At 63.8% G+C, this 22815-nt stretch carries 18 protein-coding genes and 2 tRNA genes; 18 read left to right on the top strand and 2 right to left on the bottom strand.

Annotated features, from left to right (window positions below; all coding sequences use genetic code 11):
- Positions 1 to 70 precede the first annotated feature (70 nt).
- The gene (locus BPSG_RS06235; RefSeq protein ID WP_026643967.1) at positions 71 to 2404 is read left to right on the top strand and encodes a RelA/SpoT family protein; all 2334 of its coding nucleotides are present in this window, start codon (positions 71 to 73) and stop codon (positions 2402 to 2404) included.
- Positions 2405 to 2428: 24 nt separating this feature from the next.
- Here BPSG_RS06235 and BPSG_RS06230 read toward each other — a convergent pair whose 3' ends face one another.
- Both BPSG_RS06230 and BPSG_RS06225 read right to left on the bottom strand, forming a co-directional pair.
- Positions 2429 to 2965 (bottom strand): peptidylprolyl isomerase, encoded by a 537-nt coding sequence (locus BPSG_RS06230; RefSeq protein WP_026643968.1) that lies wholly within the window; start codon positions 2963 to 2965, stop codon positions 2429 to 2431.
- A gap of 69 nt (positions 2966 to 3034) precedes the next feature.
- A complete protein-coding gene (locus tag BPSG_RS06225) occupies positions 3035 to 3850 on the bottom strand; it encodes a Cof-type HAD-IIB family hydrolase (protein ID WP_026643969.1) in 816 nt (271 codons plus the stop codon).
- Positions 3851 to 4144: 294 nt separating this feature from the next.
- Between BPSG_RS06225 and BPSG_RS06220 the strand changes: the two genes are divergently transcribed.
- The 17 genes from BPSG_RS06220 to BPSG_RS06140 all read left to right on the top strand — a co-directional run bounded on the left by BPSG_RS06220 (position 4145) and on the right by BPSG_RS06140 (position 22753).
- Complete coding sequence (locus tag BPSG_RS06220; protein WP_026643970.1) at positions 4145 to 5128, top strand: MetQ/NlpA family ABC transporter substrate-binding protein; 984 nt, start codon at positions 4145 to 4147, stop codon at positions 5126 to 5128.
- A gap of 138 nt (positions 5129 to 5266) precedes the next feature.
- The gene (locus BPSG_RS06215; RefSeq protein ID WP_051592085.1) at positions 5267 to 6526 is read left to right on the top strand and encodes a methionine ABC transporter ATP-binding protein; all 1260 of its coding nucleotides are present in this window, start codon (positions 5267 to 5269) and stop codon (positions 6524 to 6526) included.
- 5 nt (positions 6527 to 6531) lie between these two features.
- The gene (locus BPSG_RS06210; RefSeq protein WP_230473189.1) at positions 6532 to 7227 is read left to right on the top strand and encodes a methionine ABC transporter permease; all 696 of its coding nucleotides are present in this window, start codon (positions 6532 to 6534) and stop codon (positions 7225 to 7227) included.
- 54 nt (positions 7228 to 7281) lie between these two features.
- Complete coding sequence (locus tag BPSG_RS06205; RefSeq protein WP_026643972.1) at positions 7282 to 8445, top strand: M20 metallopeptidase family protein; 1164 nt, start codon at positions 7282 to 7284, stop codon at positions 8443 to 8445.
- A gap of 47 nt (positions 8446 to 8492) precedes the next feature.
- Positions 8493 to 10187 carry an NAD+ synthase gene (locus tag BPSG_RS06200; protein WP_026643973.1) on the top strand — a complete coding sequence of 565 codons (1695 nt, stop codon included), beginning with the start codon at positions 8493 to 8495 and terminating at the stop codon, positions 10185 to 10187.
- A gap of 61 nt (positions 10188 to 10248) precedes the next feature.
- Complete coding sequence (locus BPSG_RS06195; protein WP_022858776.1) at positions 10249 to 10443, top strand: hypothetical protein; 195 nt, start codon at positions 10249 to 10251, stop codon at positions 10441 to 10443.
- A 182-nt stretch (positions 10444 to 10625) separates the two neighbouring features.
- Complete coding sequence (gene pflB / locus BPSG_RS06190) at positions 10626 to 13001, top strand: formate C-acetyltransferase (RefSeq protein ID WP_026643974.1); 2376 nt, start codon at positions 10626 to 10628, stop codon at positions 12999 to 13001.
- A 142-nt stretch (positions 13002 to 13143) separates the two neighbouring features.
- Complete coding sequence (pflA, locus tag BPSG_RS06185) at positions 13144 to 14034, top strand: pyruvate formate-lyase-activating protein (protein WP_026643975.1); 891 nt, start codon at positions 13144 to 13146, stop codon at positions 14032 to 14034.
- A gap of 107 nt (positions 14035 to 14141) precedes the next feature.
- The gene (locus BPSG_RS06180) at positions 14142 to 15428 is read left to right on the top strand and encodes an HRDC domain-containing protein (RefSeq protein ID WP_026643976.1); all 1287 of its coding nucleotides are present in this window, start codon (positions 14142 to 14144) and stop codon (positions 15426 to 15428) included.
- A 49-nt stretch (positions 15429 to 15477) separates the two neighbouring features.
- The gene (tig, locus tag BPSG_RS06175) at positions 15478 to 16866 is read left to right on the top strand and encodes a trigger factor (RefSeq protein WP_026643977.1); all 1389 of its coding nucleotides are present in this window, start codon (positions 15478 to 15480) and stop codon (positions 16864 to 16866) included.
- Positions 16867 to 17065: 199 nt separating this feature from the next.
- On the top strand, positions 17066 to 18385 hold the full coding sequence (locus BPSG_RS06170; RefSeq protein WP_051592088.1) for a chloride channel protein: 1320 nt from the start codon (positions 17066 to 17068) through the stop codon (positions 18383 to 18385).
- 51 nt (positions 18386 to 18436) lie between these two features.
- Positions 18437 to 19024, top strand: coding sequence for an ATP-dependent Clp protease proteolytic subunit (locus BPSG_RS06165; RefSeq protein WP_033502171.1), 588 nt, complete (start codon positions 18437 to 18439; stop codon positions 19022 to 19024).
- 2 nt (positions 19025 to 19026) lie between these two features.
- Positions 19027 to 19683, top strand: a complete 657-nt coding sequence (locus BPSG_RS06160; RefSeq protein WP_022858783.1) for an ATP-dependent Clp protease proteolytic subunit — start codon at positions 19027 to 19029, stop codon at positions 19681 to 19683.
- 103 nt (positions 19684 to 19786) lie between these two features.
- Positions 19787 to 21118: an ATP-dependent Clp protease ATP-binding subunit ClpX gene (gene clpX, locus BPSG_RS06155; protein WP_026643978.1), complete on the top strand. Its 1332-nt coding sequence runs from the start codon at positions 19787 to 19789 to the stop codon at positions 21116 to 21118.
- A 99-nt stretch (positions 21119 to 21217) separates the two neighbouring features.
- A tRNA-Arg gene (locus BPSG_RS06150) sits at positions 21218 to 21291 on the top strand.
- Between the two features lie 57 nt (positions 21292 to 21348).
- Positions 21349 to 21422: transfer RNA gene (locus tag BPSG_RS06145), tRNA-Arg, on the top strand.
- Between the two features lie 146 nt (positions 21423 to 21568).
- Positions 21569 to 22753, top strand: a complete 1185-nt coding sequence (locus BPSG_RS06140; RefSeq protein WP_026643254.1) for a MalY/PatB family protein — start codon at positions 21569 to 21571, stop codon at positions 22751 to 22753.
- Positions 22754 to 22815 lie beyond the last annotated feature (62 nt).

Genomic DNA, 22815 nt, shown 5'->3' with positions numbered 1-22815 from the left:
TACAATGATGACGTCCGCGCACTGCGCTTCGCTGTGCGCGCATGAGGGACCAGAGGGACAGGAGGAGCATATGGCGCACGCGGAGCATGAGATGCAGCCTGCGAACATATTGGGGTGCGAGATCAGCGAGAACCCGTTGGACCCGCTGCTGCCGATCCTGTCGATCTGCCGTCAGCACCATCCGGACGAAGACATGGAGATCCTCTCGCGCGCCTATGCGCGTGCGGTGCGCCAGCATTCCTCCCAACGGCGCAAATCGGGCGAGCCGTACATCATCCACCCGATTGCCGTGGCGCAGATCCTGGCCGACCTGGGCATGGGGCCCTTGGTTGTGGCGGCCGGCCTGCTGCACGACACGGTGGAAGACACCGACTACACGCTCGACGAGTGCCGTGCGGAATTCGGCGACACCGTGACCGGGCTTGTGGATGGCGTCACGAAGCTGACGAAGATGGATTACGGCGATTCCGCGCAGGCGGAGACGATCCGCAAGATGGTCGTGGCGATGAGCCGCGATGTGCGCGTGCTCGTCGTCAAACTCGCCGACCGCGTGCACAACGCGCGCACTTGGCGTTACGTTAAGCCGTCGAGCGCGCAGAAGAAGGCGCGCGAGACGCTCGATGTCTACGCGCCGCTCGCCAACCGCCTCGGCATGAACGCCATCAAGACGGAGCTCGAGGAACTGAGCTTCAAAGTGCTTTACCCGAAGATCTACAACGAGATCGTGATGCTCGTGGCACATCGCGCGGGGCAGCGCGAGGTCTACCTCAAGCAGATCGTGGCCGAGATCCACGACGATCTGAAGGACCTGCACATCGAGGCCTATGTGACCGGCAGACCGAAGGACTATTTCTCGATCTACCAGAAGATGATCGTGCGCGGCCATGATTTTTCGGACATCTACGACCTCGTGGGCGTGCGCATCATCGTCGATACGATCCAGGACTGCTACGCCGTGCTCGGTGCCGTGCACGCGCGGTGGAGCCCGGTGCCGGGACGCTTCAAAGACTACATCGCCATGCCCAAGCTCAACATGTACCAAAGCCTGCACACCACGGTGGTCGGGCCGGGCGGCAAGCCGGTCGAGATCCAGATCCGCACATGGGACATGCACCGGCGTGCGGAGTTCGGCATCGCCGCACATTGGAAATACAAGGCGAACGGGCAGGCGGGCCGTGCGCTGAGTACGCCCGACAAGACCGATCGCCAGCGTGGTGAGAACCAAGAGCTCAGTGAATCCGACAATCTGGCATGGATCCAGCAGCTCGCCGACTGGACGAGCGAGACGCCGGACTCCAATGAATTCCTCGGTTCACTCAAAGAGGACCTTGGCGCGGCCGAGGTCTACGTGTTCACGCCGAAGGGCAAGATCGTCTCGCTGCCGGCGGACGCCACGCCGGTGGACTTCGCCTATGCCGTGCACACCGAGGTGGGGCACCGCACCATGGGCGCGCGCGTCAACGGCCGTCTTGTGCCGCTCGACACGAAACTCGAAAACGGCGACACCGTGGAGGTGCTGACGAGCAAGTCGGACACGGCCGGCCCGTCACGCGACTGGCTCAGCTTCGTCAAGAGCCCCAAGGCGCGCAACAAGATCCGCCAGTGGTTCAGCAAGGAACGCCGTTCCGAGGCGATCGAGGAGGGACGTGACGAGCTGACGCGCGCGATGCGCAAACGCAACCTGCCCGTGCAAGCCCTGCTGACGCCCGAGGCGATGGTCGGTGTGGCCGACGACGTGAACATGCCGAACGCCGAGGCCGTGTTCGCCGCAATCGGCGAGGGGCAGATCTCCACGCAGAACGTGATCTCGCACCTCGTCAAGGACGCGGGCGCCAATGAGGTCAATGAAGAGGCCGAAGAGGAGGTGCTGCCGCTGCGCGCCTCGAAGCGCAAGCGCGACAATGGCACGCCGGGAATCTCGGTCAAGGGCGTCAGCGATGTGTGGGTGAAGCTCGCACGCTGCTGCATGCCGGTGCCGGGCGACAGCATCATCGGATTCATCACACGCAACGAAGGCGTGTCTGTGCACCGCGTGGATTGCCTGAACATGATCAATCTGCAGCGCAAGGAGCCGGAGCGCGTGGTGGAAGTGGAATGGACGAGCGCCAAAGGCCTGTTCATGGTCAAGATCCAGGTCGAGGCGCTGGATCGCCCGCATCTGCTCAGCGACGTGACGCGCGTGCTTTCCGACCACGGGGTCAACATCCTCTCGGGGTCGATCGCCACGGGCAGCGACCGTGTGGCGACGAGCCAGTTCAGCTTTGAAATGGCCGACCCACAGCATCTGAACACACTGCTTTCGGCGGTTCGCAAGATCGACGGCGTCTTCGACGTCTACAGGCTTACCGGGGCCAAGGATGCGGCGCAACCACGTATGCGCCGCATCCATGGCCATGTGTCGTGACGCGACGTCACGACACCGTTTGGGTCAGACGAGCTCGATCGCTTCGATCATGACCGGCTCAAGTGGGCGGTCCTGCCCGTCGGTCGCCACGGCGTCGAGCTTGTCGACCACGGCCTTCGACTCCTCGTCGGCCACTTCACCGAAGATCGTGTGGTGGCTGTCGAGCCACGGGGTGGGCACCGTGGTGATGAAGAACTGCGAGCCGTTGGTGCCATGCACCTTGCCGTCGGCTCCGCGGCGCAGGCCGGCGTTGGCCATGGCGAGCAGATACGGGCGGTCGAACTTGAGCGTCGGGTCGATCTCGTCGTCGAAGTCATAGCCCGGGCCGCCAGTGCCGGTGCCCAGCGGGCAGCCGCCTTGGATCATGAAGTCTTTGATGATGCGATGGAACGTGAGGCCATCGTAGAACTTCTCGTGCGAAGGCTGGCCGGTGAACGGGTCGGTCCACTCCTTCTTGCCGGTGGCCAGGCCCAGAAAGTTCTCCACGGTGTGCGGAGCCTTCGTGTCGAACAGATTGATACGGATATCACCTTCAGAGGTGTGCATGATAATAGTTGTCATAGCCTCTCACCGTAGCACAGTCCCTGCTGCCCGCTGAGCCCTCCGGAAAACAACCCGCCGGCATGCGGTTCAGAGCACGCCGAAATGCCGCAGCGCCTGCGCGATGCCGCCGTCGTCCACACTGCCGGTCACGTAGTCCGCGGCCTGCTTCGTCTCGTCGGTCGCGTTGCCCATCGCCACGCCGATCCCCGCGTAGCGCAGCATGTCGATGTCGTTGCCGCCGTCGCCGAACGCAATCGATTGGCTGCGCGTCAGGCCGTAATGGTGCAGCATGCGCTCCATACCCCTGTTCTTGCCGCCGTCGGCGGGGATCAGGTCCACGAAGTCGGGGTGCCAGCGCACGCCGCGCACGGCATGGCACAGCGAGACGAGCTCGGCCTCGGTCGCGGTGTCGATGTACGGACTGATCTGGTAGATCGGATTCGTGCGCGTGCGCGGGTCGATGAAGTCGATGTGCGGCGCGGTCTTGCCGAGCGACACCCACATGGCGCGCAGTTGTGCGGAGTCACGGTTGAAGTAGGTGGCGTCCGCCTCGCTGAAGCAGGCGACGACGCTCGGGTACGCGTCAAGCCAGTCGAGGATCGTGCGCACGTCGCCTGGATTCATCGGCTCGGCGCCGATCACGCCGTTGGCATCCCAGCAATACTGGCCGTTGACGCCGACGATGCCGTCGAACTCCACCGGCAGCGCGTCCAGCACGATCGGCGTCTGCGAGGGCGCGCGGCCGGTGCAGATGAAGGTCTTCACGCCCCGCGCGCGCAGGGCATGAAGGGCGTCCACCGTGGATTGGGGCACAGCGTGCGTCGTGAAGCTCGTGAGTGTACCGTCGATGTCGAAGAACGCCGCGCGGATGTCGGGGGCGGTCGGATCTGGTGCAGTGATCATGGGTGTCACTGTAGCGCGCGTGGGGGAGTGGGGGTCCTTCGGTCCACGTCGCCCCGCCATCGATTGGTCACTATGTGAGATGATTGTAGTCGTATTCTGGCTGCAAGTGCAGGCGCCGCAATGTTCGGCGAAAGCGCAATCGGCACGATACCAAGGATTGAACGGATTATATAACCAAACCCTATATCCCAGCCCGCGTGTGGCGTGCGGCAGGCATCGTATTGTTGGACACGTTGTTCGGCGCACCCGCCGGAAGAAGCCAAGAAGATACCCAATACAGCACAGAGGAACACCATGCCATCCAACACCCCAGAGTTCAACACCGAAGAACCGGTGCGCGTCAACCACCGCGCACGCAACATCGTGATCGCGGTCGTGGTGGTCGCGGCGCTCGCCGTGGCCGCTTTCTTCGGCTACCGTGCCATGAACAAGAACGACAATGCGCCGAAGGGCTCGGAGACGAACCCGGTCGTGATCGGCGTGGTCGGCGCCACCGACCCGCAGTGGGTGGAGTTCACCAAGCAAGCCAAGGCGCAGGGCATCTACGTCGACATCAAGGACTTCCAGGACTACACGAGCGAAAACCCGGCACTCGATGCGGGCGACCTCGACATGAACGAGTTCCAGCACCTGCTGTATCTGGCGAACTACAACGTGCAGAACAAGAAGAACCTGCAGCCGCTCGGCGGTGTGGCGATCTACCCGCTCGGCCTGTATTCGGCGTTCGACGGCGACAAGCCCAAGTACACCGACATCTCCCAGCTGCCTGCAGGCTCCACAGTGGCGATTCCGAACGACGAGACCAACCAGGCGCGCGCCCTCGGCGTGCTCAAGGCCGCGGGGCTCATCACGCTCAAGGGTGATTGGACGGCGTTCACGATCCCTCAGGACGTGGACACCGCGAATTCCAAGGTCAAGGTCGTCCCCATGAAGGCCGAACAGATCGCCAACACGCTCAAGGCGGGCTCAAGCGGCCTGTCCGCGGGCGTGATCAACAACGACTACGTGGCTGACGCCGGCCTCAAGCCCACCGACGCCCTCTACCAGGACGACGCGGAATCCGAGGAGTCACGCCCGTACATCAACATCTTCGCCGTGCGCGCCGATGATGTGAACAACGAGGTGTACAAGAAGTGCGTCGAGATCTACCAGACGAAGCCGGTGCTCGACGCCCTGCAGGAGGAGTCCGGCGGCACCGCCGTGTTCGCCGACAAGTTCACCACGGCGCAGCTGCAGCAGTACCTCACCGACATCGAAAACGACATCAAGCAGCACTGACGCCCGTGCCCACAGTGGGGCCGAGCGGCACCGTTCGCTACAATGGCGCACGGGCCGTTCGGCCCCACTGTTGTAGCATCGTCACACGCCGGCCACGGCCTGCACAGGCGGCCGGGCCATCAGGTGGAAGGCAGTATCATGACACAGACGAGCGAACCGATCATCGTGTTCGACCATGTGAGCAAGGAGTTCAGGCAGCGCGGCTCCAAACAGTCGACGCGCGCCGTGGACGACGTGTCGTTGAGCATAGGCGCCGGCGACATCTTCGGCATCATCGGGTATTCGGGCGCCGGCAAATCCACGCTCGTGCGCATGATCAACGCGCTCGAGCAGCCCACAAGCGGATTGGTCACCGTGCTCGGCGAGCGTGTCTCGGCGATGGGCGAATCGAAACTGCGGCCGGTGCGCCAGAAGATCGGCATGATCTTCCAGCAGTTCAATCTTTTCTCCAGCAAGACGGTCGCGCAGAACGTGGCCTACCCGCTCAAGCTCGACCACTGGCGCAAGGACTACCAGGACAAGCGCGTGGCGGAGCTGCTCGAGTTCGTGGGGCTTTCCGACCATGCCAACAAATACCCCTCCCAGCTCTCCGGCGGCCAGAAACAGCGCGTCGGCATCGCGCGCGCGTTGGCGACGAACCCGAAGATCCTGCTCGCCGACGAGGCGACGAGCGCGCTCGACCCGGAGACGACGTCCGAGGTGCTCGACCTGCTCAAACGTGTGAACGAACAGTTCGGCATCACGATCGTGCTCATCACGCACCAGATGAACGTCGTGCAGCAGATCGCGAACCGCGTGGCCGTGATGAGCGCGGGCAGGGTCGTCGAACAGGGCGATGTGTACGACCTGTTCGCCGCGCCGAAGCAGGAGGTGACCAAGCGGTTCATCACCACGGCCATGGACGGCCTGCCGGACCCGGCGCGCGTCGAGACGATGCACGAACAGTGGCCCGGCCGACTCGTGACCGTCGTGATCCGCCAGCGTGACATCACCGACGCCGCCGGCGCGACGCTCGTGCCGGCGTCCGGGCAGAACATCTCCGAGCTCATCGCGCGCTACGGTGTGCACAGCAGTCTGCTGTACGGCGGCATCGACACCGTGCAGGGTGTGGCGATCGGCGCGGTCACCTACGAATTCAGCGGTGACGACGCGCATATCGGGAGCTTCCTCACGCAGCTTGCGCAAGACAGCGACATTGTGGACTTCGGCACCCGGGCCGATCCGGTCGACTATGCGCAGGCGGTGGCGCGCGCGCAGCTCGCCGTGCCCGCCGAAGGCGCCGATGCGGACGGCGAGGTACACACCCTCGCCAACGACGTCGAGATGCTCGAACAGGTCGACGACGTGGTGGAGATGAACCCCGAAGACGAACAATCCGAGAACAAGGAGTGTGCATGATGCAGATGCTGACCATGCAGACAGGTGCGGCGTTGGCGAGCCGCAGCGACTGGACCGTGCTGCGGCCGTTGCTCGCGCAGTCGGTCGTGCAGACCCTGCAGATGGTGCTGGTGACGATCGTGATCGGCGGTGCGCTCGGCCTTGTGCTCGGCGTCATCCTCTACGGCACGCGTCCCGGCAACCTGTTCGAGAACCGCGTCGTCTACCGCATCCTCGACATTCTGGTGAACATCATCCGCCCGATCCCGTTCATCATCTTCCTGGCGGCCATGCAGCCGCTCACGATCAAGGTGGTGGGCACGTCGATCGGCACCACGGCGGCGATCTTCCCGATGGTCGTGATGTGCACCTTCGCCACATCGCGCCTCGTGGAGCAGAACCTTGTGCCGGTCGACCACGGCGTGATCGAGGCGGCACGCGCGATGGGCGCATCGAAGCTCACGATCATCCGCACCGTGCTCATCCCCGAAGCGCTCGCCCCGCTCATCCTGGCATACGCGTTCCTGTTCATCGGCGTGCTCGACATGTCGGCCATGGCCGGCTACATCGGTGGTGGCGGCCTCGGCAACTTCGCCATCGCCTATGGCTACCAGAAGTTCGACCAGACCGTCACATGGACGGCCGTGATCATCATGATCGTGCTGGTGCAGGTCGTGCAGGCCATCGCCAACGCCATCGCCAAGCGTCTGCTGCGCCGCTGAGCGCGCCCGCCCGCCGACTTCACCCATTCGCCGAAAGGACCCATGATGGAATCCATCACCGCGCGCATCGCGCTCACCGATGAACTGATCGCAATCCGCCGCCATCTGCATGCGCACCCCGAGCGTTCGTTCCACGAGACGGAGACGAGCGCCTATCTGGAGCGTGTGCTGCGCGACCGCGGCATCGACGTGCTCGCGAACCCGATGGAGACCGGTGTCGTGGCGCAGATCACCGGTGCGCACGCAGGCCCGACCGTCGCGTTGCGCGCCGACATCGACGGCCTGCCGATCCACGAGGATTCCGGGCTCGACTTCGCGTCCGTCACCCCCGGCGTCATGCACGGTTGCGGGCACGACCTGCACATGGCGAGCCTGCTGGGCGCGGTGTTCTGGTTGAGCGCGCACCGCGAACTGATCGGTGGCACCGTGCGCATCATCTTCCAACCCGCCGAAGAGCTGGGGCTCGGCGCGCGCGCCGTGATCGACGCGGGGCTCATCGACGGCGTCAAGGCGATCATCGGCACGCACAACAATCCCAATTACGCGCCCGGCACGCTCGCCGCGGGCACCGCCCCGATGATGGCCGGCTGCGTACGCTTCGGCGTCACCTTGCACGCGCAGGGCACCCATGCCGGCTATCCGCACAAAGGCACCGGCCCGCTCGAGGCGATGGCCTCGATGATCATGAGCCTGCAGACCATTGTGAGCCGCAATGTCACGCCGTTCCACCCGCTCGTCGTCTCGGTGACCGAAGTGCATGGGGGCGACGTGTGGAACGTCGTGCCCGCCGAAGCCGGCTTCCAAGGCACCGTGCGCTATTTCCACCGCGAGGACGGCGATCTGGCGGCCGAGCGGTTCCGCACGATCGTCGAGCAGACGGCGGCGGCCTACGGCATCGCCGCGAGCGTGGACTGGGACGACTTCCAGGACCCGCTCGTCAGCGACCCCGCGCTCATCGAGCCGGTGTGCGCGCATATCCCGCAATACGCGAGCCTCGCGCCGATCATGCCGTCGATGGCCGGCGAGGACTTCGCCGAATACGCCAAGGTCACCCGCCCGGTGTTCGCATTTGTCGGGTCGAACGGCACGCCCGGATGCGCCGATTGGCACAGCCCGCGCTTCGTGGGGTTCGACGAGACGGTGCGCACAGGCGCCGACTTCTACGCGAACGCCGCGCTCGACGTGCTTGACGCCCTGCGCGTAAGCGGCGCCCGGTGAATCATTCGAAACGCGTAACGCGTGGTGAGCGGATACACTAGGGGAGCATGAGCACAACACGTTTCGCGCTTGCGCAGATCGACACCTGCGTGGGCGATCTGGACGGCAACGCCGCCAAAGTCATCGCAACCACCCGCATGGCGCGTGAGCGCGCCGACGTCGTCGTCTTCCCGGAGATGACCCTGACCGGCTACCCGATCGAAGACCTGGCCCTGCGTGCCACATTCCGTGAAGCCGCATGGAACAAAGCCAACGAACTGGCCGCACAGCTCGAAAGCGAAGGCATGGGAGGCCTGTACGTGGTGGTGGGCACCGTCGGCACCGACCACGCCAACGGCAAGCCGCGCAACCGACTCGTGGTGCTGCACGGCGGCTTGGTGTGGGCCGGGTACGACAAGCACTTCCTGCCCAATTACGGCGTGTTCGACGAATTCCGCATTTTCTCCGCCGGTGAGCGGCACGTCGTGCTTTCGATCGACGGTGTGCGCGTGGGGCTGGCAATCTGCGAGGACATCTGGCAGGACGGCGGCCCGGTCGCCGAGCTCGCCGCGGAGCACATCGACGTGCTGCTGACGATCAACGGGTCGCCGTACGAGGAGGGCAAGACCCAGACCCGGCTCGACCTGGCCCGCAGGCGCGCCGCCGAAGTGCATGCGCCGATGATCTACGTGAACCAGGTGGGCGGCCAGGACGACCTCGTCTTCGACGGCGGCACTTTCGTGGTGGACACGGACGGCACGCTGCTCCAGCGTTCGCCGATGTTCATGGAGGACCTCGCGTACTTCACACTCGACACGGACCGCGACCGCCAGGAGGCGTGCGATGTCGCGCCGCGCATGGATCCCGACGAAGAGGTGTACACCGCATGCGTGCTGGGACTCAAGGACTACATGGCCAAGAACGGCTTCACCGGCGTGTGCCTGGGGTTGTCCGGCGGCATCGACTCGGCCCTCGTGGCGGCCATGGCGGCCGACGCGGTGGGCGGCGGCAATGTGTACGGCATCTCGATGCCGAGCATGTATTCGTCGCAAGGCTCGAAAGACGACGCCGCCGATCTGGCCGCCAACATCGGGGCGCACTACGACGTGCAGCCGATCAAACCGATGTACGATGCGTTCCAGCAGCAGCTCGCGCTGGACGGCGTGTCCGCGGAGAACCTGCAGGCGCGCATCCGCGGCGTCATCGTCATGGCCTACTCGAACTCCAAGGGCGTGCTCGCGCTCGCGACCGGGAACAAGTCCGAGCTCGCCTGCGGCTATTCGACGATCTACGGTGACGCGGTGGGCGGCTACGCGCCGATCAAAGACGTGTTCAAGACCAAGGTCTGGCAGCTGGCGCGCTGGCGCAACAGCGCGGCCGCCGCGGGCATGGGCGTTGGCGGGCTGCACGTCGTCGGCAACGAGGCGGGAGACGCCGGCGTGCAGCTGCCCGGCGGTGTGATGATCCCCGTCAACTCGATCACGAAGGCCCCCAGCGCCGAACTGCGCCCCGGGCAGAAGGACAGCGATTCGCTGCCGCAGTACGAGCTGCTCGACCGCGTGCTCGAGGCATACATCGAGCACGCGCACGGCCGCGCCGACCTGCTCGCCGACGGATTCGACGACGAGACCGTCTCGACGGTCATACGCCTTGTCGACCGCGCCGAATGGAAGCGCCGCCAGTACCCACTCGGGCCGAAGGTCAGCGCGCTCGCATTCGGCCGCGACCGCCGCCTGCCCGTCACGAGCGCGTTCCGTGAATAGCGGGGAATAGCGGTCGTGCGGTCGCGCGGCATACGGACATCCAAAGAGGAAAGGGCCCAACATGACAGATCCACAGCAGTGGTATTACAACACGGCGACCGGCGAGGTGGAGCTCGGGCCGCAGTCGCCGATGCAGAACCGGATCGGACCGTACCCCACGCGCGAAGCCGCGATGGACGCGTTGAAGACCGCCCAAGCGCGCAACAAGCAGTGGGACGACGAAGACCACCAGTGGAACAGCTGGGGCGCCAAGTAGTCTCCAGACGGCGTTGTGCCGGTTCTCCACACCATTCGTGAGCTAGTTCACAGCCAAAAACGGCATTTGTGAGCTAGCTCACGCCATTTCGACGCTTTTCGCCGGTAAAGAACGCGTACGATGGAGGAGTCGACAGCGCGAGGACGCGCTGAGCAAAAGAGAACCAACATCAAGGAGTACCAATGGCAGCAGTTGATGCGACCGCTCTCTCCCCAGAAGAAGTCAAGGAGCAGGCCTGGGAAGGCTTTGTGCCGGGCAACTGGGAGAAGGACATCGACGTTCGCGACTTCATCCAGAAGAACTACACCCCGTACGAGGGCGACGAATCGTTCCTCGCCGATGCCACCGACAAGACGAAGCATCTGTGGAAGTACTTGGATGACAATTACCTGGCTGTCGAGCGCAAGCAGCGCGTGTACGACGTGGACACCCACACCCCGGCGGATGTGGACGCGTTCCCCGCTGGCTACATCGATTCCGCCGAGGTCGACAATGTGATCGTCGGCCTGCAGACCGACGAGCCATGCAAGCGCGCGATGATGCCGAACGGTGGCTGGCGCATGGTCGAGCAGGCCATCAAGGAAGCCGGCAAGGAGCCGGATCCGAAGATCAAGGAGATCTTCACCAAATACCGCAAGACGCACAACGACGGCGTGTTCGGTGTGTACACCAAGAACATCAAGCTCGCCCGCCACAACAAGATTCTCACCGGTCTGCCGGACGCCTACGGCCGTGGCCGCATCATCGGCGACTACCGCCGTGTGGCCCTGTACGGCGTGGACGCGCTGATCAAGTTCAAGCAGCGCGACAAGGACGCGATCCCGTACCGCAACGATTTCTCGGAGACCGAGATCGAGCACTGGATCCGTTACCGCGAAGAGCATGACGAGCAGATCAAGGCCCTCAAGAAGCTCATCAACCTAGGCAAAGAATACGGTCTGGACCTGGCACGCCCGGCGATGAACGCTCAGGAAGCCGTGCAGTGGACCTACATGGGCTATCTGGCCTCCGTCAAGAGCCAAGACGGCGCCGCGATGAGCTTCGGCCGCGTCTCCACGTTCTTCGACATCTACTTCGATCGCGACCTCAAGAGCGGCAAGATCACCGAGCAGGACGCCCAGGAGATCATCGACAACCTGGTGATGAAGCTGCGCATCGTGCGCTTCCTGCGCACCAAGGACTACGATTCGATCTTCTCGGGAGACCCGTACTGGGCGACCTGGTCGGACGCCGGTTTCGGCGACGACGGCCGCACGCTCGTCACGAAGACCTCGTTCCGTCTGCTCAACACGCTGACGCTCGAGCACCTTGGACCGGGCCCCGAGCCGAACATCACGATCTTCTGGGATCCGAAGCTGCCGGAAAGCTACAAGCGTTTCTGCGCCAAGATCTCAATCGACACCTCGGCCATCCAGTACGAGTCCGACAAGGAGATCCGTTCGCACTGGGGCGATGACGCCGCCATCGCATGCTGCGTTTCGCCGATGCGCGTGGGCAAGCAGATGCAGTTCTTCGCGGCCCGTGTGAACTCCGCCAAGGCGCTCCTGTACGCGATCAACGGCGGCCGTGACGAGATGACCGGCCAGCAGGTCATCGACAAGGGCCACATCGAGCCGATCACGCCGGAAGCCGACGGCTCCCTGGATTACGAGAAGGTCAAGGCGAACTACGAGAAGGCCCTCGAATGGCTTTCGGAGACCTACGTCGAGGCGCTCAACATCATCCACTACATGCACGATAAGTATGCATACGAGTCGATCGAGATGGCGCTGCACGACCGCGAGGTCTACCGCACGCTCGGCTGCGGCATGTCTGGCCTGTCCATCGCGGCGGATTCGCTCTCTGCCTGCAAGTACGCCAAGGTGTACCCGATCTACAACAAGGACGCCAAGGACATGCCGGGCCACGAGTTCGAGTACGTCGAAGGCGCCGATGACGACCTGATCGTCGGCTACCGCACCGAAGGCGAGTTCCCGCTCTACGGCAACGACGACGACCGCGCCGACGACATCGCCAAGTGGGTCGTCTCCACGGTCATGGGTCAGGTCAAGCGCCTGCCGGTCTACCGTGGCGCCGTGCCGACGCAGTCGATCCTGACGATCACCTCGAACGTGGAATACGGCAAGAACACCGGTTCCTTCCCCTCGGGCCACGTCAAGGGCACGCCGTATGCGCCGGGCGCGAATCCGGAGAACGGCATGGACTCGCACGGCATGCTCCCGTCGATGTTCTCGGTCGGCAAGATCGACTACAACGATGCGCTCGACGGCATCTCGCTGACGAACACGATCACCCCCGACGGCCTGGGCCGTGACGAGGATGAGCGCATCAACAACCTGGTGGGCATCCTCGACGCAGGCAACGGCCACGGCCTGTACCACGCGAACATCAACGTGCTGCGCAAGGAACAGCTCGAAGACGCCGTGGAGCACCCGGAGAAGTACCCGCACCTGACTGTGCGCGTCTCCGGTTACGCGGTGAACTTCGTCAAGCTCACCAAGGAGCAGCAGCTCGACGTCATCTCGCGCACCTTCCATCAGGGCGCCGTGGAGGACTGACGTCAGACTGACGTGAACGCATGAGGGCGGGGCCATTGGCTCCGCCCTTTGCAATTGGTTACGCAATCGATGAACAACACGCCCGCCCCTGCATCCCACCGTAAGGTGAAAGGGGGCCTTAGCGCCAATGGAGGTGACCGGCATGGAGAACAACGCGCAGAGCACCGGGTTCCGCACGACAACGCAGCACATGCTCAAAACATCGAAGGAATACGCCAGCCAAACACTCATGGGCGGCCTGTCCGGTTTCGAATCACCGGTCGGACTCGACCGGCGCGACCGGATCCGCGCGCTGAAGACCGGCGACATCGGCTTCGTGCACTCATGGGACATCAATACGTCGGTCGACGGGCCGGGCACGCGCATGACGGTGTTCATGAGCGGATGCCCATTGCGTTGCCAGTACTGCCAGAATCCGGACACGTGGAAGATGCGCGACGGCAAGCCGGTGTTCCTCGACGCCATGATCAAGAAAGTGGAACGCTACGCGGACCTGTTCAAGGTCACACATGGCGGCATCACGTTCTCGGGCGGCGAATCGATGATGCAGCCCGCCTTCGTCTCGCGCGTGTTCCACGCGGCCAAGCAGATGGGGGTGCACACGTGCCTGGACACCTCGGGGTTCCTCAACCGCAATTACACCGACGAGATGCTCGACGACATCGACCTGTGCCTGCTCGACGTCAAATCCGGCGACCCCGACATCTACGAGAAGGTGACCGGCGGCGTGCTGCAGCCCACGATCGACTTCGGCCAACGGCTCGCCGCTAAAGGCAAGAAGATCTGGGTGCGTTTCGTGCTCGTGCCCGGCCTGACCGACGGCGAGGAGAACGTGGACAAGGTGGCCCGGATCTGCCAGTCCTTCGGCGACAGCGTGGAGCATATCGACGTGCTGCCATTCCACCAGCTCGGGCGCCCCAAGTGGCATGAGATGCGCATCCCGTACCCGCTCGAAGACCAGAAGGGGCCGTCGCGCGCGTGCAAGGAACGTGTCAAGGAGCAATTCGAATCCTACGGATTCACCGTGTATTAAACGGTTGTGCGCCCGCTTGGCCACCTTTGGCCGGTGATGTGGACTGTCGGGGAGTGGTTACATGATTTGTCTGTGACAAGTCCGATGCACCGACAAGGAGAGCGCGCGTGAACGACGAGCCCGTGTTGCTGCGGGAACCCCGGGAAGGCGTCCCGCAGGTGACCGACACCCTGGAAGGCTTCGAAGACTACTGCGACAGGCTGTCAGCGGTGTCCGGTCCGCTCGCGGCCGACGCCGAGCGTGCGTCGGGGTACCGCTACGGCCACGACGATTGGCTCATCCAATTCAAACGCGACGGCGCCGGCATCGGATTGCTCGACCCGATGGCGTTGAACGCGATCGGTGTGGACTGGGGCATGTTCAATCGCGCCGTCGGTGACGCCACATGGATCCTGCACGACGCGAAGCAGGACCTTCCCGGCTTCGCCCAACTCTCGCTCACGCCCCACGCGCTGTTCGACACCGAGATCGCCGCGCGCATCCTGGGGCTCCACCGCTTCGGTCTCGCCTATGTGACTGAGCATTATCTGGGCATGACGCTTGCGAAAGAGCATTCCGCCGCCGACTGGTCGTACCGGCCGCTGCCGCGCGACTGGCGCAATTACGCGGCGCTCGACGTGGAACTGCTCATCCCGCTCGCGCACAAGATGACGCTCGACCTCAAACGCGCGGGCAAATGGGAATGGGCATGTCAGGAATTCGAGTATGTGCTGCGCACGGAGCTGCACCCCCGGCGCCCCCATGCGGTGCCCTGGCTGCGCATATCGCACATCAACACCATCCAACGCGACCGCCGCGCACTCGCCATCGCCAAGGAACTGTGGACCGAACGCGACGAGCTCGCCCGGCGGTACGACATCGCCCCGAGCCTGCTGCTCGCCGACTCGTCGATCATCGAAGCCGCACAGGCTAAACCGCACAACGCCAGGCAGTTCCGTGCCATCCGCTCGCTCAACGAGCGCGTGCGCATGCACTTGGGCACCAACCAGGACAAGATGTTCGAGCGGTATGCGCCGATCCAGCGCAAAGTCAAGCCGAGCGTGTGGAAGCAGGCCATCCAGCGCGCGCTGGAATTGCCCGAGGGCGAATTGCCGGTCATGCCGGCGCCGGAAGGGGGCGCCACGCAGGTGAACGCGCCGAAATCCATGAAACTCTGGCAAAAGCACCATCCGGACCGCTTCAGGCGTCTGCAGGCGTGCCGGGCGCTCATCAACCAGGTCTCGCAAGACACGCATACGCCGCCGGATGTGCTGATCAAACCGCAGATCGTGCGCAACCTGTGCTGGACCGACGACCCGGCCGCGCGCGATGTGGCCGGATTCCTTGAGGAACAGGGCGCCCGCCCATGGCAGATTCATCTGTTGGCAGCGTCGCTGACTCGCGGTATCATGTAACGGTTGCCTCCGGGCAGAGCATTGACAATACGTATCAGGAGCATACAGCGTGAAAATCAGCGTTAGGAATCTAGAGCCGACCAAGGCCAAGCTCACCATCACCATCGACCAGGAAGAGTTCAAGCCGTACCTCGACACCGCTCGCAAGGAAATCGCCGAGCAGATCACCGTTCCTGGCTTCCGTAAGGGCCATGTGCCGGGCAAGCTCGTCGACCAGCGCGTTGGATTCGGCGCCGTCGCCGGCGAAGCCGTGAACAAGGCCATCCCGGACTTCTATTCGCAGGCGCTGCAGACCAAGGAGATCCGTCCGATGGCACAGCCGGAGATCGAAGTCGTGGAACTGCCTCAGAACGCGGACGACGACACGAAGCTCAAGTTCACCGCGACCGTTGAGCGCCGTCCTGATTTCGAGCTGCCGGACCTTGACGGCATGACGATCGAGGTCGAGAAGGCCGAAATCACCGACGAAGACGTGAACAACCGCCTTGAGGCCCTGCGCCAGCGTTTCGCCACCCTCGTGGGTGTGGACCGCCCGGCCCAGAACGGCGACTTCGTCAACATCGACCTCGACGCGCAGATCGACGGCGAGTCCGTCGATTCCCAGGAGGGCATCAGCTACGAGATCGGTTCGGGCACCATGCTCGACGGTCTCGACGAAGCCCTCGAAGGCCTGTCGGCCGGCGAGGAGACCTCGTTCGAAAGCACGCTGGAAGGCGGCGAGCACGAAGGCGAAAAGGCCCTCGTCAAGGTTAAAGTCAACTCCGTGAAGGCCGAGGAACTGCCGGAACTCGACGACGACTTCGCGCAGGAAGCCTCTGAGTTCGACACGCTCGACGAGCTCAAGGACGAGATCAAGAAGAACATCGAGTCCGACGCGCTCGGCATGCAGGCTACCAAGGCCCGTGACGCGTTCATCGCGCGCATCGAGGAAGGCCTCGAGATCCCGGCGCCGAAGGGCGTCAAGGAGCACATGATCGAGCAGCAGCTGCAGAGCATGGGCACCGACAAGGACAAGGCCACCGCGGACCAGAAGAAGGAAGCGGAAGAGGCCGTGGACAAGCTGCTCGAAGACCAGATGGTCCTCGATGCGCTCGCCGAGAAGATGGACGTCGAGGTGTCGCAGAGCGACGTGTTCAACTTCCTCGCGTCGATCGCACAGCAGTACGGCATGGATCCGAATCAGTTCATCCAGGCCATCATGCGCAACGGCCAGATTGGCTCCGCTGTCGAGGAAGTGGCCCGTTCCAAGGGCCTGCTCGCCGGCATGCGCGCCGTCTCGTTCACCGTGGACGGCGAGTCGCTCGACCTGAGCGAGTTCCTTGGCTCTGATGAGGCCGAAGCCGAGGCCGCCGTGGGCGACAACGAATCCGTCGCCGCCGCCGCTGCCGCTGCGGCCGTGGCCGATTCACTCAACGCTTCCAACGAAGAGAACGCCTGACATGCCGGCGGGTGAACCGCCGTTCATGGTTGGCTGACTGCCGTAAGGCAATGGTCCCGCCCGCGCCAGCACAGCGCCGGCGGGACCATTGCGTACCACCATCGAACAGCGAACGGAAAGGACGACCGTGGTGGCAAAGGGAACGGCCATGCTGCAGCCCGGGGCACATGCGGGCCATTGGGACAACGACGAATTCCAGATGGCCGGCGCGCGCGGCGACGACCTCGATCCGGACCGCAAGCCGCTGGGGTCGCGGTCCGTCGCATTGATCACGACGGTGCTGGTGCTCGGTGTGCTCATCGGCGCATGCGCGGGCGCGCTCACGTTGCTGCTCTACACCATCGAGCACATTGCCTTGGGCTTTGTGGAAACACCTGAATTGCCCGGGCCGTTCCTGACGCACCCTGTGCGCCGTGCGTTGTCGCTCATCATCGGCGCCTCGTGCGCGGCGCTGCTGTGGTGGCTGCTGCGCACCAAGACGCAGGCTGTGCCGTCCGTGCGGCAGGCGGTGCGCGGCACGCTGATGCCGGTGTGGCAGACCGTGGCGCATGTGCTGTTGCAGATTTTTATCGTCGGCTGCGGCCTGTCGGTCGGCCGTGAGGTCGCTCCGCGCGAACTCGGCGCCATGCTCGCGCAACGGCTCTGTCGGTGGACGGGGCTCCACCGCGCCGATCTGCAGACCGTGGTTGCAATCGCCGCGGCCGCCGGCCTCGCCGGCGTCTATAACGCACCGCTCGCCGGCGGGTTCTTCGCCGTGGAGATCCTGCTCGTCAATGTGAGCGCCGTGACCGTCGGTCTTTCGTTCGCCTGCGCCGCGCTTGCCGCATGGGTCGCCACGCTGATCAAAGGCACGCACACGTTCTATGTGATCGGGCAGGTGGACGCCATCTTCACACCGGACCTCATGGGGTTCGCGCTGATCGCAGGACTCGTGGTGGGCGTGTGTGGCGCATGGTTCCGCCGCGGCGCGCAATGGGCCGAATCACATAAGGCGAGTGGTGCGGCGATCCTCTGGCAGCTGCCGCTCGCCGGCTGCATCACCGTGGCCATCGCCATCTGGATCCCACAGGTCATGGGCAATGGCCGGGCCACCGCGCAGATGGGGTTCGCGGGGCGCCCCGAACTCGCGTTCATTCCGCTGCTGTTGCTCTCGTTCGCCGTAAAAGCGGTCGTCACGTTGATGACGATCCGCGCAGGCGCCTCCGGTGGCGTCCTGACGCCGGGCATCGCGCTCGGCGCATCGATGGGGTGCGCGCTCGGCATTGTGTGGCTGCAACTGTTCGGCACCAATTCGATCGGCGTGTATGCGCTCATCGGCGCCTGTGCGTTGCTCAGCGCTTCGCAGAACGCGCCACTCATGGCCATGACGCTCGTCATGGAACTCACCGAAGCGCCGTCGAACCTGTACGTGCCGGTGGCCCTCGCCTGCGCCGTGGCCACGGTGACCGGCACACTCGTGGCGGGGCGCCATGCCGGGAATAGAAACGGCCTCCCGTCGTTTGAAACAAGTAATGTGTAACTGCACAACAACCGCAAAGGAGACAAGGTGAGTGGAATACTGACACCGACCATGGCCGAAGGAGACATGCCCGCCGGCCCCTCCGACCCGATTTTCAACCGGCTGCTCAAGGACCGCATCATCTGGATGGGCGAGGAAGTCAAGGATGACATGGCGAACCGCATCTGCGCGCAGATGCTCATGCTCGCCGCGGAGGACCCGAAGAGCGACATCTGGCTGTACATCAATTCGCCGGGCGGCTCGATCACCGCGGGCATGGCAATCTACGACACGATGCAGCTCATCGAACCCGACGTGGCCACGGTGGGCATCGGCATGTGCGCGTCGATGGGCCAGTTCCTGCTGAGCTCGGGCACCAAAGGCAAGCGTTTCCTGACATCCCACGCGCGTGTACTGATGCACCAGCCTTCCGGTGGCATCGGTGGCACCACGACCGACGTGCGCATCAGCGCCGAGCTCATCATGAACATGAAGAAGACACTCGCCGAGCTGACCGCGGAGCAGACCGGGCACACGGTCGAGGAAATCTACCGCGACAACGAATACGACCATTGGTTCACTGCGCAGGAGGCGCTTGAGTACGGCTTCGTAGACAAGCTCGTCTCCACGCACGACACCATGAACACCACCAAGGAGTGAGCATGGCATCTGAAGAAGCGAAATTCGTAGCGCGCGCCGAGCGTCTCGCCGGTCCGCAGAACCGGTATGTCGTACCGGAATTTGAAGAGAAGACGCCGTACGGATACAAGCGTCAGAACCCGTACACGCGCCTGTTCGACGACCGCATCATCTTCATGGGTGTGCAGGTCGACGACACGACGGCGGACGACATCATGGCGCAGCTGCTCGTGCTGGAAAGCCTCGACCCGAACCGCGACGTGATGATGTACATCAATTCGCCGGGTGGGTCGATGACCGCGATGACGGCGATCTACGACACGATGAACTACATCCAGCCCGACGTGCAGACCGTGTGCCTCGGCCAGGCGGCGTCGGCCGCGGCCATCCTGCTTGCGGCGGGCACCAAGGGCAAGCGCCTGATCCTGCCGAACGCCCGCGTGCTGATCCACCAGCCGGCGATCGACCAGGGCTTCGGCAAGGCCACCGAGATCGAGATTCAGGCGCGCGAGATGCTCCGCATGCGCGAATGGCTCGAGAACACGCTTGTCGAACGCACCGGACAGCCGCTCGAACGCGTGCGCAAGGACATCGAAGTGGACACGTTCCTCACCGCCCAGGAAGCCAAGGACTACGGCATCGTGGACGAAGTGCTGCAACCGCGCGGCGGCAAACAGTAACGCAAAACCATGCGCATGGCATCGTGATGTGCCGCGCGCCGCGCGCCTGCGTGGCCGCCGGCGCGCGGCACATCAGGGGCCCACGGGAAGGACGGCGTGACCAATGGGACGGGTGGTCAGCTACAACGACGGCGTGCAGCGCTGTTCGTTCTGCGGCAAAAGCGAACACGAAGTGGGCCGGCTCATCGCCGGCGCAGGCGTGGCGATTTGCGATGAATGCGTGGCGCTGTGCGTGGACATCATCGCCGAGGAGCGTTCGAAAGACGCCCGGCTCGAAGTCAAACGCCTGCCCAAACCCGCCCAGATCAACGAGGTGCTCGACCGCTATGTGGTCGGCCAGCAGGCGGCGAAACGCACGCTCAGCGTGGCGGTCTACAACCATTTCAAACGTACCAGGCTCGGCACGCTCGACGCCCATGACCCCGGCACACAGGATCCGGGGCTGCTCACCGGGGAGGCACGCCGGATCATCGACCCGCTCGAAGACGTGCAGGTGGCCAAATCCAACATCCTGCTGCTCGGTCCCACCGGTGTCGGCAAGACCTATCTGGCGCAGACGCTGGCCAAGGCCATGCAGGTGCCTTTTGTCATCGTCGACGCCACGACGCTCACCGAGGCTGGCTATGTGGGCGACGACGTGGAAACGGTGTTGCGTCGGCTCATTCAGGCGGCTGACGGCGATGTGGACCGAGCGCGCCGCGGCATTGTCTATATCGACGAGATCGACAAGATCGCGCGCAAGGGCGGGGACAACACAGCCATGACGCGCGACGTCTCCGGAGAAGGCGTGCAGCAGTCGCTGCTCAAGATCCTCGAGGGCACCACGGTGCATGTGCCGATGGACAATGCACGCAAGCAGCGTGGCGAAGCTGATGGCGTGGAGATTGACACGCGCGACATCCTGTTCATCTGTGGGGGCGCCTTTGTAGGCCTCGACAAGATCGTGGAACGCAGGGTCGGCGCGCATGAGACCGGCTTCGGCGCCGCATGGCGCACCCAGACGTACGACCCCAAAGACCTGCTGGCGATGGTCACCGCCGATGATCTGGCGGAATTCGGTCTGTTGCCGGAATTCATCGGCCGTCTGCCGGTTGTCACGGCGCTCAATGAACTCGGGATTGACGAGCTGCGGCAGATCCTGACCACACCGGCCAATGCGCTCGTCAAGCAATACCGTAAACTCTTCGATGTGGATGGCGTGGATCTGGTCTTCACCGACGACGCGATCGACCGCATCGCCCGGATTTCGCTCGATAAAGGCACCGGCGCGCGCGGCCTGCGTTCCATCATCGAACGCACTCTCGAGACCACGATGTTCGAATTGCCCAACCGCAGCGATATCGCGCAGGTCATTGTGGACGCCAACGCGGTGGATGGCACTGCCGAACCGCAGTATGTGTCGGCACAGCGCCCCCGCTTACGCATCAACCAATAAGGGAGCGGTCCGAATGGCACAGCAGGAGACGACACGCCGAGATTTGTGTTTTCTGTGAAAGTGATATATCTTTTTCGAGTTGCCTGAAACAAGCAACATGCGCGAGTAGCCCAGTGGATTAGAGCAGCTGACTACGGATCAGCAGGTCGCAGGTTCGAATCCTGTCTCGCGCACTCAGCCGTTGCAGTGGAGGCGCGCATAGCGTCAGTCACATCGGAGGCAGCGGTGCTGCGCGAGTAGCCCAGTGGATTAGAGCAGCTGACTACGGATCAGCAGGTCGCAGGTTCGAATCCTGTCTCGCGCACAATAACCCCTTGATTGCGTATGCAGTCAAGGGGTTTGCCAATTTCCGGGCCGTTCCGCCGAGTTCACACGCGCGCATTACACTGAAGGCGCATACGGGCGCATGGGGCGTGCGCATACACAGACGGACGGTCAGGAGGGCAGGTCGTGTACGACTTCACGACGCGTGTGGAACGGCGCAACAGCACATCGATCAAATGGAAGCTGATCGAAGACGACATGGGCGAGGGCAATGACGACGTGATTGCCATGTCCGTGGCCGACATGGAGTTCAAACCGGCGCCGCAGATCGTACAGGCGATCGTGGATGCGGCCCAGCATGACGTGTTCGGGTATGACTACGCCACCGACGAGTATTTCGCTGCCCTCGCCGGGTGGATGGCGCGTCGGCACCACATGGAGGTGCGCCCGGAATGGGTCACGCTCTCCGACGGTGTGATGCCCGCCGTCAATACGGCCCTGCGCGCGTTCACGCACCCCGGCGACGCGATTGTGATCCAACGGCCGGTCTACTACCCGTTCACCTCGGCCGCGCAACACAATGGGCTGACGATCCTCAACAACGCGCTTGCCTACGACGAAGCGACCCACACCTACACGATCGATTTCGGTGATCTGGAAGCGAAGCTCGCCGATCCACGCTGCACCACGATGCTGCTGTGCAACCCGCACAACCCGGTGGGCTGCGTCTGGACAGCCGGCGAACTGCGCCGTATCGCCACATTGTGCCGTACATACGGCGTGTTGCTGCTCATCGACGAGATTCACGCGGACTTCTCGTGGCCCGAGCATCCGGTGACGATGATGGGGGAGCTGGGCGATGATATCGCACGCCAGTGCATCGAATTCACCGCGCCAACGAAAACATTCAACCTGGCCGGTCTGCTGTGCTCGAACACCATCATCCGTGATCCGGAGCTCAAAACGCGTTTCGACGTGGCCGCCGAGAACATCGGTGGCATGACGGTCAGCCACTTCGGGCTCGTCGCGTGCATCGCGGCATACAACGAAGCAGAAGGCTGGTTCGACGAACTGCTCGACGTGGTCGCCGCCAACCTCGCCACCGTGCGGGCGTTCGCCACCGCGCATAACGGCATCGCGCTCGTCGAGCCCGAAGGCACCTATCTCGCATGGCTCGACTGCCGTGGGCTGGGCTTCACGGGCGCCGATGAGTTGCGGGACTTCATGCGCACCAAAGCCCGCGTGTATTTCGACGAGGGCGCGCTGTTCGGTGTGGAAGGCGAAGGCTTCGAACGTGTCAATCTGGCATGCCCGCCATCGATGCTCGCCGATGTGCTGGAACGGATGCACGCCGCACTCGCCAATCGTTAAGAACCTGTGCATAATGCTGCGCGCCCGTGCATCTGGGTGCCGATTGCGGCATAATGGAATGG

This window comes from Bifidobacterium pseudolongum subsp. globosum, assembly GCF_000741295.1.
Classification (GTDB): domain Bacteria; phylum Actinomycetota; class Actinomycetes; order Actinomycetales; family Bifidobacteriaceae; genus Bifidobacterium; species Bifidobacterium globosum.
The sequence above is the reverse complement of the archived record's forward strand: the minus strand, read 5'-3'. Positions and strand labels throughout refer to the sequence as shown.

Excerpts from the sequence above, each read along its gene's own strand:
- BPSG_RS06235 (WP_026643967.1), top strand. The coding sequence starts at position 71 with ATGGCGCACGCGGAGCATGAGATGCAGCCTGCGAACATATTGGGGTGC.
- BPSG_RS06230 (WP_026643968.1), bottom strand. The coding sequence starts at position 2,965 with ATGACAACTATTATCATGCACACCTCTGAAGGTGATATCCGTATCAAT.
- BPSG_RS06225 (WP_026643969.1), bottom strand. The coding sequence starts at position 3,850 with ATGATCACTGCACCAGATCCGACCGCCCCCGACATCCGCGCGGCGTTC.
- BPSG_RS06220 (WP_026643970.1), top strand. The coding sequence starts at position 4,145 with ATGCCATCCAACACCCCAGAGTTCAACACCGAAGAACCGGTGCGCGTC.
- BPSG_RS06215 (WP_051592085.1), top strand. The coding sequence starts at position 5,267 with ATGACACAGACGAGCGAACCGATCATCGTGTTCGACCATGTGAGCAAG.
- BPSG_RS06210 (WP_230473189.1), top strand. The coding sequence starts at position 6,532 with ATGCTGACCATGCAGACAGGTGCGGCGTTGGCGAGCCGCAGCGACTGG.
- BPSG_RS06200 (WP_026643973.1), top strand. The coding sequence starts at position 8,493 with ATGAGCACAACACGTTTCGCGCTTGCGCAGATCGACACCTGCGTGGGC.
- BPSG_RS06195 (WP_022858776.1), top strand. The coding sequence starts at position 10,249 with ATGACAGATCCACAGCAGTGGTATTACAACACGGCGACCGGCGAGGTG.
- pflB (WP_026643974.1), top strand. The coding sequence starts at position 10,626 with ATGGCAGCAGTTGATGCGACCGCTCTCTCCCCAGAAGAAGTCAAGGAG.
- pflA (WP_026643975.1), top strand. The coding sequence starts at position 13,144 with ATGGAGAACAACGCGCAGAGCACCGGGTTCCGCACGACAACGCAGCAC.
- BPSG_RS06170 (WP_051592088.1), top strand. The coding sequence starts at position 17,066 with ATGGCCGGCGCGCGCGGCGACGACCTCGATCCGGACCGCAAGCCGCTG.
- BPSG_RS06165 (WP_033502171.1), top strand. The coding sequence starts at position 18,437 with ATGGCCGAAGGAGACATGCCCGCCGGCCCCTCCGACCCGATTTTCAAC.
- BPSG_RS06160 (WP_022858783.1), top strand. The coding sequence starts at position 19,027 with ATGGCATCTGAAGAAGCGAAATTCGTAGCGCGCGCCGAGCGTCTCGCC.
- clpX (WP_026643978.1), top strand. The coding sequence starts at position 19,787 with ATGGGACGGGTGGTCAGCTACAACGACGGCGTGCAGCGCTGTTCGTTC.